This is a genomic window from Lactobacillus mulieris (assembly GCF_007095465.1).
In the GTDB taxonomy this organism is placed as follows: domain Bacteria; phylum Bacillota; class Bacilli; order Lactobacillales; family Lactobacillaceae; genus Lactobacillus; species Lactobacillus mulieris.
The window spans coordinates 80,098-92,065 of sequence record NZ_SDGL01000009.1 but is presented as its reverse complement, the minus strand read 5'-3'; the positions used below and the strand labels follow the sequence as shown (position 1 = coordinate 92,065).

9 protein-coding genes are annotated in these 11,968 nt (G+C 36.0%); 4 read left to right on the top strand and 5 right to left on the bottom strand.

The genetic code is table 11. From position 1 onward, the window contains the following. Together ETI37_RS05325 and ETI37_RS05320 are read left to right on the top strand one after the other, a co-directional pair. The coding region (locus tag ETI37_RS05325; RefSeq protein WP_143460224.1) for an LPXTG cell wall anchor domain-containing protein at nucleotides 1-2,970 on the top strand (2,970 nt) is incomplete at its 5' end. 94 nt (nucleotides 2,971-3,064) lie between these two features. After that, nucleotides 3,065-3,586, top strand: a complete 522-nt coding sequence (locus ETI37_RS05320; RefSeq protein WP_006587116.1) for a GNAT family N-acetyltransferase — start codon at nucleotides 3,065-3,067, stop codon at nucleotides 3,584-3,586. Nucleotides 3,587-3,629: 43 nt separating this feature from the next. Here the strand turns inward: ETI37_RS05320 and ETI37_RS05315 are convergent, their stop codons facing one another. Then, nucleotides 3,630-4,949, bottom strand: coding sequence for a cytosine permease (locus tag ETI37_RS05315; RefSeq protein ID WP_006587115.1), 1,320 nt, complete (start codon nucleotides 4,947-4,949; stop codon nucleotides 3,630-3,632). A 72-nt stretch (nucleotides 4,950-5,021) separates the two neighbouring features. Further along, nucleotides 5,022-6,161 (bottom strand): IMP dehydrogenase, encoded by a 1,140-nt coding sequence (guaB, locus tag ETI37_RS05310; protein WP_006587114.1) that lies wholly within the window; start codon nucleotides 6,159-6,161, stop codon nucleotides 5,022-5,024. Nucleotides 6,162-6,348: 187 nt separating this feature from the next. Between guaB and add the strand changes: the two genes are divergently transcribed. Further along, the gene (gene add / locus ETI37_RS05305; RefSeq protein ID WP_006587488.1) at nucleotides 6,349-7,362 is read left to right on the top strand and encodes an adenosine deaminase; all 1,014 of its coding nucleotides are present in this window, start codon (nucleotides 6,349-6,351) and stop codon (nucleotides 7,360-7,362) included. A 62-nt stretch (nucleotides 7,363-7,424) separates the two neighbouring features. Here add and ETI37_RS05300 read toward each other — a convergent pair whose 3' ends face one another. The 3 genes from ETI37_RS05300 to ETI37_RS05290 form a co-directional block, all read right to left on the bottom strand. Beyond that, the gene (locus ETI37_RS05300) at nucleotides 7,425-8,690 is read right to left on the bottom strand and encodes a dicarboxylate/amino acid:cation symporter (RefSeq protein WP_022091273.1); all 1,266 of its coding nucleotides are present in this window, start codon (nucleotides 8,688-8,690) and stop codon (nucleotides 7,425-7,427) included. A gap of 131 nt (nucleotides 8,691-8,821) precedes the next feature. Then, nucleotides 8,822-10,084, bottom strand: coding sequence for a uracil-xanthine permease family protein (locus tag ETI37_RS05295; RefSeq protein WP_006587487.1), 1,263 nt, complete (start codon nucleotides 10,082-10,084; stop codon nucleotides 8,822-8,824). Nucleotides 10,085-10,269: 185 nt separating this feature from the next. Beyond that, nucleotides 10,270-10,986: a winged helix-turn-helix domain-containing protein gene (locus ETI37_RS05290; protein ID WP_006587110.1), complete on the bottom strand. Its 717-nt coding sequence runs from the start codon at nucleotides 10,984-10,986 to the stop codon at nucleotides 10,270-10,272. Nucleotides 10,987-11,100: 114 nt separating this feature from the next. Between ETI37_RS05290 and ETI37_RS05285 the strand changes: the two genes are divergently transcribed. Next, complete coding sequence (locus ETI37_RS05285; RefSeq protein ID WP_006587109.1) at nucleotides 11,101-11,967, top strand: phosphate ABC transporter substrate-binding protein; 867 nt, start codon at nucleotides 11,101-11,103, stop codon at nucleotides 11,965-11,967. Nucleotide 11,968 lies beyond the last annotated feature (1 nt).

Here is an 11,968-nt window from a genome sequence, read left to right as displayed (position 1 = left end):
GCTACTCAAAGCGAAGTGGATAGTGCCACAAGTGCAATTAACAATGCAAAGTCAGCCTTAGATGGTGAAACCACAGACAAGAGCGCTTTGGAAACTGCAGTGAATGACCAAAGCGATGTTCAAAAGACCTCAGCCTACTACAACGCAAGTGATGACAAGAAACAAGCGTATGATGATGCAGTAAGTGCCGGTCAAAAGGTGTTGAACAATGATTCTGCTACTCAAAGCGAAGTGGATAGTGCCACAAGTGCAATTAACAATGCAAAGTCAGCCTTAGATGGTGAAACCACAGACAAGAGCGCTTTGGAAACTGCAGTGAATGACCAAAGCGATGTTCAAAAGACCTCAGCTTACTACAACGCAAGTGATGACAAGAAGCAAGCATATGATGATGCGGTAAGTGCTGGTCAAAAGGTGTTGAACAATGATTCCGCTACTCAAAGCGAAGTGGATAGTGCTACAACTGCAATTGACAATGCCAAAGCAGCCTTAGATGGTCAAGCCACAGAAACAGCTACTAGTTCAACAGGAACAAGTGATACTACGAGTTCGACTACAGGCTCAACTACTGAAAGTTCTGTAGATAAAAGCGCTTTGGAAACTGCGGTGAATGAACAATCAACAGTAGAAAGCACATCAGCTTACTACAACGCAAGTGATGACAAGAAGCAAGCATATAATGATGCAGTAAGTGCTGGTCAAACAGTGTTGAATGATGATTCCGCTACTCAAAGTGAAGTAGATAGCGCTACAACTGCAATTAACAATGCAAAGGCAGCCTTAGATGGTCAAGCCACAGAAACAGATACTAGTTCAACAGGAGCAAGCGATACTACGAGTTCGACTACAGGCTCAACTACTGAAAATTCAGTAGATAAGAGTGGCTTAGAAACAGCAGTAAATGAACAATCAACAGTAGAAGCAACAGATGCATACAAGAACGCAAGTAACGATAAGAAACAAGCATATGATGATGCAGTAAGTGCTGGTCAAACAGTGTTGAATGATGATTCCGCTACTCAAAGTGAAGTAGATAGCGCTACAACTGCAATTAACAATGCAAAGGCAGCCTTAGATGGTCAAGCCACAGAAACAGATACTAGTTCAACAGGAGCAAGCGATACTACGAGTTCGACTACAGGCTCAACTACTGAAAATTCAGTAGATAAGAGTGGCTTAGAAAAAGCAGTAAATGAACAATCAACAGTAGAATCAACAGATCCATACAAGAACGCAAGTGATGACAAGAAACAAGCATATGATGATGCGGTAAGTGCTGGTCAAAAGGTGTTGAACAATGATTCCGCTACTCAAAGCGAAGTGGATAGTGCTACAACTGCAATTAACAATGCAAAATCAGCCTTAGATGGTCAAGCCACAGATACTAGTTCAACAGGAGCAAGCGATACTACGAGTTCGACTACAGGCTCAACTACTGAAAATTCAGTAGATAAGAGTGGCTTAGAAACAGCAGTAAATGAACAATCAACAGTAGAAGCAACAGATGCATACAAGAACGCAAGTAACGATAAGAAACAAGCATATGATGATGCGGTAAGTGCTGGTCAAAAGGTGTTGAACAATGATTCCGCTACTCAAAGTGAAGTAGATAGCGCTACAACTGCAATTGACAACGCAAAAGCAGCACTAGATGGGCAAGCTACAGAAACAGATACTAGTTCAACAGGAGCAAGTGATACTACAAGTTCGACTCCAGGTACAACTACTGAAAGTTCTGTAGATAAAAGTGCTTTGGAAACAGCAGTGAATGAACAAAGCGATGTTCAAAAGACCTCAGCCTACTACAACGCAAGTGATGACAAGAAACAAGCGTATGATGATGCAGTAGCTGCTGGTCAAACAGTGTTGAACAATGACTCCGCAACCCAAAGTGAAGTAGATAGTGCTACAAGTGCAATTGACAATGCAAAAGCAGCATTAGATGGTCAAAGTTCATCAGATAAACCAGCGACTCAATCAGAAACTGATGGTTCAACTGAATCTGTAGATAAAACAAATTTACAAAAAGATGTGGACAGGGCTCATGAAGTCCAAACTTCAACTAATCCTAATGAATATCTATATTATGCCAGTGCTTCAGATGAAGCTAGAAAAGCATATGGCGATGCTGTTGCAAAAGGTGAGCAAGTTTTGTCTGACACTAATGCAACACAAGAAGAAGTTGATGCAGCTGATAAAGCAATTAGAGATGCAGAACAGAGATTGATTGACTCAGCAGAAAAAGCGCAAAATAATGTAAATCTCCCAGAGCGTGTTAAAGTTGAAAAAATGGGTCAACCAACTTCTGATGAACTTTCACAAATCAAAAAGAATATTGAAGCAGCAAATCCAAATACAACTGTAACTGTATACAGTGATGGTAGTGCAACAATTAAGTTTAGTGACGGTTCAAGTGCAGAATTAACTAAAGAAGATACTACTATTCAAACTGATGCAATCGAAAATAATGGTGATAGATCAAGTTCAGAAAATACCGGAAATAGTAATTTTGAAAATTCTGACAGTTCAATAGATAAGAGTTCACTTGAAGCAGCAGTGAATGAAAAATCTTCAGTAGAGTCAACAGATGCATATAAGAATGCAAGTGATGACAAGAAGCAAGCATATGATGATGCGGTAAGTGCTGGTCAAAAGGTGCTAAATGATAACTCCGCTACCCAAAATGAGGTTGATCAAGCACTACAGACTATTAAGAATGCCAAAGCAGCTCTTGATGATAATACTGAGATTAATTCCAAAGCAACTGCTAATTCTAAATCTTCCTCGGTATCTTCAACTTCATCTAAAGAAAAAACACCAGCTTCTAATTCTAGTGAAAATAGAGTAGCAACTGATGCTAATAAATTGCCACAAACTGGTGCACAAGTTGGAGAAGTTAGTTTGATTGGTTTGATTCTTGCTTTGCTAGGTTTATTAGGCTTTAGAAGAAAAAAGAATAATGAAGAATAATTAACTTGTAAGCAACGATACTAATAGTATCGTTGTTTTTTTGTTTTAAGAGTGTATTATTTGTTTTAAAAGAAGATTTAGGTAGGGTAAGAATATGAGTCAAAAAGTTAGTATCCGGCCAATTCAAACTGATGAAATTGATCAATTAATAAAAATTAGTAAGCAATGCTTTCACCAGACTTTTGATCCTTGGAGAGCTTTAGAAGATGTTAATACTTATATTCAACGAGCTTATACAAGAGAAAAATTACTGTCAGAATTGAAAACTACTACTTCTAAAATGTTTTTTGCTTTTGTAGATAATCAAATAGTAGGGTATTTGAAAGTTAATTGGGATTCTTCTCAAACGGAAAATAATTGGCCTGAAGCTTTTGAAATACAGAGAATTTATGTTTTGAAGCAGTTCCAAGGATTACATGTAGGATCCGCCCTTATGCATAAAGCAATTTCGATGGCTAAAGAAGAGCATTTTCATCGTGTATGGTTAGGTGTTTGGGAACATAATGATAAGGCGCAAAAATTTTATCATTACTTTGGTTTTAAAATTGAAGATGAGCATACTTTTATGATGGGTGATACTGCACAGCGCGATTTAATGATGGTAAAAGATATTTAAATAAAAATGCACCTTATTGTTAAGAAGGTGCATTTTTTATCAATTATTTCTTCATCAAAATCCAGTAAAGTAAACTACAAATGGTCATATCTAAGAAAGTAATTCCAATGGTATTAGATAGTAATTGAATGTTTTTGCCAGTTAAGAAGATGATTATTCCTAATATGAAAACAATAATTGCTTTCCAATTAATTCCTGATTTATACCAATATGTTCCAAATGTTTTACCAAATTGAGGAATTTCATAATTTCTCTTTTTAATGAAATAATAGTCTGTACAAATAATTGCAATTGTAGGACCTAAGACCATTCCTACATAATCTAGAAAGCTCTCAAAAGTTTCTAAAAATGATCCTACAAACATTGGAATGAAAGTAACAAGTGTTGCTGCACTTACTACTATCCAAAGTGAATGTTTTAGTCTGATTTTTGGAAAGATATTTGAAAGTGCAGAGCCGGCTGCTAATAAATTAACCGCATTAGCAGTCATTGAAGTTAAGATAATAACTAATAGTGCAACAATTCCTAAGCCTAATTTGCTAGCAATTGTTGAAGGATCTGAGTTGTTGGCATTGTATACACCAGAAGTAATTGCAATGCTAATGGTTGAAATTAAACCAATTACTGCAAACCAGATTACGCCAGTTAGAGCTCCCCAAAAAGGTGCAATTGTTGAATTGCTTTTTTTCTTTGTAAAACGTGTAAAATCAGCGCCAGCTGTAACCCAAGCTAAATTAAAGGCAGCAACATAATCAATAGCACTTCCTAAGGCCATTTTGCTTGAATTAGGGACTTTCCAAGAGATAATTTGATTTAACGAAACGGCTTTGAAAACAGCAATCGATTCCCAAATTACAAAGATAAATACTAGTGCAACACCAATGCGTTCGATTAATTGAATGGATTTTGAACCACTAGCAACACTTAAAATATGTAAAATACTCATAACGATAATTCCGATTGTTAAACCTAAAGTCTCATTATGCATATTCAAAAGATCTTTTAATAGCAAGCTGACAGATTGTGCGGCAATAAAGGTGTTAACCGCTGTCCAACCGATAAATTGTGTAATATTTACTAATGAAGGAAGATAACTACCACGTTCACCAAAACTAGCTCTTGCTATTGTCATAGTTGATAAGCCGGTTTTGTATCCGATGTAACCCACTAAACTTAAAAAGATATATGATAGTGCAGAAGATAAAACAAGAATTTTAGTGGCTAGTGCAAATCCACAAGCTGCTAAAACGCCTCCGACAAACCAAGTTCCGTTATTTGCATTGGCTCCGACCCAAGTAGCAAACATATCCCAGCTGTTGGTAGTTCGATCTTTTTCTTTTATTTGAAATGATTCGTGATTCATAAAAGCTCCTTTTCCCAGAAAAAGTCGCTATAGATAAAAAGTTCTATAGCGACTTCATTTTTTTGTGTTGTATTACCCTTGATAATTAGGGGCTTGTTTTGTAATTTGAACGTCATGCGGATGTGATTCAACTAATCCTGCATTAGTAATGCGTACAAATTGAGCATTTTCAATTAAAGCAGCTAAATCAGGTGCCCCTACATAACCCATTCCGGCACGTAATCCACCAATTAATTGGAAAATAACGTCTTTAACATATCCCTTATATGCAACACAAGCTTCAACTCCTTCTGGAACTAACTTGTTTGCTTCATTTACGCCACCTTGGAAGTAGCGATCGCTTGATCCATGGGCTTGGCTCATTGCTCCTACAGATCCCATACCACGATACGCTTTAAACTTTTGACCTTGGTTTTCAAAGATTTGACCTGGTGTTTCATGTGTACCAGAAAACATTGAACCTAGCATTACAGCATTGCCACCAGCAGCTAATGCCTTAACAATATCACCTGAATATTTAATACCGCCATCGGCAATAATTGTTTTTCCATATTCGCGTGCTACGTTGGCAGCATCATAAATTGCAGTGATTTGAGGTACCCCAACCCCAGCTACTACACGAGTAGTACAGATTGAACCAGGGCCAATACCTACTTTTACTACATCTACTCCAGCATCATAAAGAGCGCGTGTACCAGCAGCAGTGGCAACATTTCCTGCAATCAAGTTAATGTTAGGGAATTTAGCACGGATTTCACTGATTTTACGTAAAACGCCGGCAGAATGACCATGGGCTGTATCGATAACAATTGCATTTGCACCAGCATCAATTAAGGCACTAGCGCGTTCAAATGTATCAGTAGTTACGCCAACAGCTGCAGCAACTAATAAGCGGTGTTCGTTGTCTACGGCAGCTTTTTCTGAAGTTACTTCAGTATTTTTTACAAGCTTTACTTCATTGGCCTGATTAGTAATCGTCATATTCTTGTGGATTACGCCCAAACCACCAGCTTGAGCCATTGCAATTGCCATTTCATGTTCAGTAACAGTATCCATTCCAGCACTAATAAATGGAAGATTAAGCTTTAAACTGCTGGTTAATTCGACCTTTAGGTCAACATCGTTGGGTAATACGTGACTTTCAGCCGGAATTAATAAAACATCATCAAAAGTAAGACCTTCTTTAACAAACTTGTTATTCCAATTTGACATGGATTTCCTCCTATAGCAGTTTTAAATTTTTTAATAAAAAAATATATTGTTTATACGATAACACAAACAATGCAAAAATCAAGTGGAAAAATAATTCGTTTTTAACTTGCATAAAAAATTAGATAGTGCTAATATCTTTTTCAATTAATCAAATTTTTCCGAATTATTTTTACATATGGAGGATATAATGGTCGATTTAACAAGAGATTTTTTAGAAAAAATGCCTAAAGCTGAGTTGCATGTTCATATTGAAGGAACATTAGAGCCAAAATTGAAACTAGAATTGGCTAAGAGAAATCACGTTGAATTGGCTCAAAAGACAATTGAAGAAGTTAAGGCAACTTTGCAATATGACAATTTAGCTGATTTCTTAGCAGTATATTATGAAGCTATGCAAGTCTTACAGACAGAACAAGACTTTTATGACTTGGCAATGGCTTATCTTAAAAAAGCTGCCAAAAATAACGTTCGTCATGTTGAGATATTCTTTGATCCTCAAGCTCACGAAAGTCGTGGCATTAGCTTTGAAACTGTTTTAAATGGACTTTATCAAGCAACAGTTGATGCCAGAGCCTTAAATGTAGATGCTCATTTAGTAATGTGCTTTTTACGTGATTATTCAAGAAATAACGCCCAAAAAACTCTTGAAAAAGCCTTGAAACATCAAGATAAGATATTAGGAATTGGGCTTGATTCTGATGAACACAATAATCCACCAATGAAGTTTTATTATCAATTTGCTAAGGCAAGTGAAGCAGGCTTTCATATAACTGCTCACGCTGATGTTGATCAAGTGGATTCAATTAATCATATTAAAGAATTGCTTGAAGTAATTAATGTTGAACGGATAGATCATGGAACTAATATTGTCGAAAATGAAGATTTAGTTTCTTTTGCTGCTAAGCAAAAGGTTGGCTTTACTAGCTGTCCACTTTCTAATGGCTTTTTAAGTCCTGACTTGAAAGGAAATGAAGTTAAGTATTTACTTGAACATGATGTGCGCGTTTGTTTAAACAGTGATGATCCAGCATATTTTGGTGGATACATTACAGATAATTTTGAAGCAGAAGTTAAAAAGTATAACTTGAGTGCTGATGAAGTAAAGGCTTTAGCTGCTAACTCATTTAAGATGAGCTGGATTAGTGAGGAGCAAAAGCAATTTTACTTAGAAGAACTTGATCGCTATTTTGAAGAAAATTAATTATATGTAATTTTGTGTAGAAAAAGGCCTCGAATTCTAATTCGAGGCCTTTTTTATTGAACTTATTTATTTAAATATTGCTCGTATTTTTTACGATCAAGTGCTTTTTCACTTTCACCAATAACCAAGCTTGCAAAGGTATTACCAACTACATTTACACTGGTTCTTCCCATATCAACGAAGCGATCAATTCCAGCAATGAAGGTTAAACCAGCAATTGGAACTCCGATTGTCGCTACACTAGCTAATAAAACAACAAATGATGCACCTGGAACACCAGCCATTCCTTTAGAAGTAATCATCAAAACAACTAATAAAGTAAATTGATGTTCCCAAGTTAGGTGAAGTCCATAAGCTTGAGCTAGGAAAATTGCTGCTAAGCTTTGATAGATTGCACTACCATCTAGGTTAAAAGTATAACCTGTCGGAATAACAAAGCTGGCAACACCTTTTTCTACACCCATATCTTGCATTTTCTTCATTAGACGTGGCAAAGTTGCTTCAGAACTAGCGGTAGAAAATGCAAGCAAAATCTCTGGCCAAATCTTCTTCATTGTTTCCCAGTAATCAAGTTTAAAAATATAAGCCACTAGTCCTAAGATAACAATACAGAAGAAAATCATAGTTAGATAGGCAACTAAAATAAAGTAACCTAATGGCAGTAGTGCAGACAAGCCCATTTGAGCAATGGTCATTCCAATTAACCCGAATACTCCAAGTGGTGCAAACTTCATAACCCAGTTGGTTACTTTAAACATAACGCCACTAACGGCATTCAAAAATTGGGTGATAATTTTTCCTTTTTCACCAATTGCTGCAATACCTAATCCAAAGAAAACACTGAAAAAGATGACAGGCATCATGTCTCCCTCAGACATAGATTTAAAAATATTAGTTGGAATAACTGCAAAGATGGTATCCCAGATTCCAGTTTTAGAGGCTGTTTTGGCAGTAGCAAGATATTTAGAAATATCGCCACCTTGCAGAGAATGGATATTAATAAAATCACCAGGACGCGTTAAGTTAGCAACTATCAAACCTAAAATAATTGCAATAGTAGTTAAAACTTCAAAATATAGTAGCGTTTTACCACCAATTCGTCCCAACTTACGTAAGTCACCAATATTAGCAATTCCAACTGTTAAACATGAAACCACAATTGGCATAACAATCATCTGAATTAAGCGTAAAAAGATAGTTCCTAAACCAGACATAGTGGAGATTGCTACTTGATTATGATAAGTAGCGGCTCCAACAATGATTCCTAGAACCAATCCGATGATAATTTGTGTTCCAAGGCTAATACGTGGAACTCGTGAATGCTTCATAGTTTTTCCTCCAGAAAAATAATTCAACAATAATAACTCTATCATAAAAAGGCCTGCTTGGGTTAAGCAGACCTTGATAATTTGATATTGGTATTTGAAAAAATAATTAACTATGAAAATCTAAATGAACTTTATTCTTTTTCACTTGCTGCTTCTTGAGGTAAGACTAAGTTCAAAATAATCCCCAAGATAGTTGCAACAGCTACACCAGAAAATTGGAAATTACCTAATTGAAGGTATGCATTACCAATTCCAATAACTAAAATAACTGAAGCAATCATTAAGTTTCGCTTTTTATTGAAGTCAATCTTCTTTTCTACGATGACTTTTAATCCGCTAGCTGCAATTACTCCGAATAATAGGAAACTTATCCCACCAATAACTGGACTAGGAATTGATTCAATTAAAGCACTTAATTTACCAACAAAACTAAACAGGATTGCAAAAACTGCTGCTCCCATTAAGACGTATACGCTATGAACGCGAGTAATGGCCATTACCCCGATATTTTCACCATAACTAGTCACACTTGGTCCACCTAATAAACCAGCTGCTACGCTAGCTACACCGTCGCCAGCTAATGTCTTTTTAAGGCCAGGATCTTTAAAGAAGTCTCGACCAGTTAATTCATTTAATACCATGATATGGCCCATATGCTCAGTCATTGTAACAAATGCAATCGGGGCCATACTCAAAATAGCTCCCCAATACATCTTAGGTGAATATGATACAAAAGGAATTTCAAATTTAGGCATTGAAATCCAACTTGCACTCATAACTTTTGAAAAATCAACAATTCCAAATAGACAAGCAATGATATAACCACTAACAATTCCAAGTAAAATTGGAATTAATCCCCAAAAACCTTTGAAGTACATATTGAAGACAATAGTAACTAATAGGGTTAACATTGCAACCGCAAAATAGCGTAAATCATATTTGCTGTTATTCATTGTTGCATCAGTTGCAGCAGTCCCAGCGAGCGACAAGCCAATTACCATTACAATTGGTCCAACTACAATTGGCGGTAGAATCCGATCAATCCAATCGCTACCAGCAAAGGCGACAATTAAAGCCACAATCAAGTATACTAGCCCACTAGCAATTACCCCTTGTGCAATGGCTGGATATCCCGCAGTTTTCATTAATGCAATCATTGGTGTAATGAAAGCAAAACTGGATCCCATATATGCAGGGATTTTGTGGTGAGTAATTAAGAGGTGAAGTAGGGTACCAACACCTGATGAAAATAAAGCGATACTTGGGTCTAGTCCTACTAGGATAGGGACTAATACAGTTGAGCCAAACATGGAAAACATGTGCTGCATACTTAACCCAATCCATTGACCAAAACCAGGCTTTTCTTCTACATCGAGAACAACATCTTGTGCCATTTCGCAATCCCTTTCTATTTTAGAAAACAAAAGTCCTAAGGCCTGGGCCTTAGGACTAAAAAATAGCACCTGCAGGCCCGAGCGGCCTGGATGTAAAAATTCATCTTGACTAGCATACAAAGAAAATACATTTTTGTCAAATGAAAACTTTACAAAGCTGTGGAAAATAATCTTAAAAGTTCGTTTTATATAAAACGATAACCGAATCCTCGTTTCGTTAAAATGTGTTGGGGATGGCTAGAATCATCTTCTAATTTATCTCGTAAATGTGAGATGTGTATGTCTACAATTCTTGAAGAACCTAGTAAATCATAGCCCCAAATCTTCTGTAGTAATTGTTCACGGCTGATAACATTACCTTTATTTTGGGCTAAATAGACAAGTAATTGAAACTCTTTCGGAGTTAATACGACAGGTTCATTGTTTTTGAAAACCGAATATTTGTTGATGTTGATTTTTATGTTCCCAGTTTCAATTATTTCTTCATTAGCTCTTTTTGCTAATTTCTTTTCTTCAGGCTGGATTTTGAAAGTGTAACTCCATAGACGTTGCTCAAAAATCCGTAATAATAATTTTTCGTTGATTTCTAAATCTGCTACAAAGTCTACTTTAGCTTTATAAAGCTTATTTAGCGTTCGATCAGAGTGACTATTAGTGAAGATTATAATCGGTCCAGCAACCTGATTGCGAATTAATAATAAGGTTGCAAGTGTTGTGTCTAAGTTAGATTTGGTAATATCCCAAAAGATTCCAGAATAGCTATCGTCATCATCATTTAGTGCTACAACTAATGAAGTTGGAGTAGTTAAGTGCCGATAATTTTCTTTTTTCTTTTTAATTAGTTGTTTAAGTTTAGTAGTTAAATCTGGATTTTGGGATAGAATTAAGAATTTTTTTGTCATTTTTCCCTCAAAAATTTACAAAGCCTTTACATAAGAAAAACTTTACATTTACATTCCTTTGTTATTATTTGTACCACAAGAGTTAGAAAAACAACAAGAAAACAGGTGGAGAAGATGAATAAAAAATCAATCTTTGGCCTCGTGTTCATTGCCCTAATGGCTTTTTGCTGGTGGGATTATGAAGCACATGGAGTTAAACAAACAAGTAAAGTAACAAATGTAGGATCTACAGCTTTGCAACCACTTAGTGAAAGTGCTGCGGCAGGCTTTTTGAAAAAGAATCCTACAATTAATTTAATTGTTCAAGGTGGTGGATCTGGCACGGGTTTGTCACAAGTTCAAAACGGTACTGTCGAAATTGGCTCTTCTGATGTATATGCTGAAAGTAAAAAAGGTATTAATGCTAAGAAATTAACAGACCACATTGTAGCTATCTCGGCCATAGTTCCAATTGTAAATAAAAAATTAAATATTAAAAATTTAACTACCCAGCAATTACGAGATATTTTCTTGGGGAAAATTACTAACTGGAAGCAAGTTGGTGGGCCAAATTTGGAGATTACAATTATTAATCGAGCAAGCGGATCTGGTACTAGAGCAGCCTTTCAAGAATTAGTTTTGAATGGAAAAGATCCTGTAAAGGCTCAAGAGCAGGATTCAAATGGTTCTGTTAAGCAAATTGTTAAAGCAACGCCTGGAGCAATTTCATATGTTGCTACCTCATATGTTGACAATACCATTAAAACTTTGACTGTTGATGGAATTGATGCAAGTAGTAAAAATGTTGAAACTAATAAATATAAATTGTGGTCTTATGAACATATGTATACTCAAAAGCAAGCAAGTGCAGCAGCAATAAAATTTATTAAATATATTCAGTCAAAAGAAGTTCAAAATACGTTGGTAAAGCGAGCACATTATATAAGTATTTACGATATGAAAGTAGTTCGCGATATTAATGGGGTAGTTAGAAAGAAGTAAC

Coding starts and splice junctions, on each gene's coding strand:
- ETI37_RS05290 (WP_006587110.1), bottom strand. CDS start 10,986: ATGACAAAAAAATTCTTAATTCTATCCCAAAATCCAGATTTAACTACT.
- ETI37_RS05285 (WP_006587109.1), top strand. CDS start 11,101: ATGAATAAAAAATCAATCTTTGGCCTCGTGTTCATTGCCCTAATGGCT.
- ETI37_RS05300 (WP_022091273.1), bottom strand. CDS start 8,690: ATGAAGCATTCACGAGTTCCACGTATTAGCCTTGGAACACAAATTATC.
- ETI37_RS05295 (WP_006587487.1), bottom strand. CDS start 10,084: ATGGCACAAGATGTTGTTCTCGATGTAGAAGAAAAGCCTGGTTTTGGT.
- guaB (WP_006587114.1), bottom strand. CDS start 6,161: ATGTCAAATTGGAATAACAAGTTTGTTAAAGAAGGTCTTACTTTTGAT.
- ETI37_RS05315 (WP_006587115.1), bottom strand. CDS start 4,949: ATGAATCACGAATCATTTCAAATAAAAGAAAAAGATCGAACTACCAAC.
- ETI37_RS05320 (WP_006587116.1), top strand. CDS start 3,065: ATGAGTCAAAAAGTTAGTATCCGGCCAATTCAAACTGATGAAATTGAT.
- add (WP_006587488.1), top strand. CDS start 6,349: ATGGTCGATTTAACAAGAGATTTTTTAGAAAAAATGCCTAAAGCTGAG.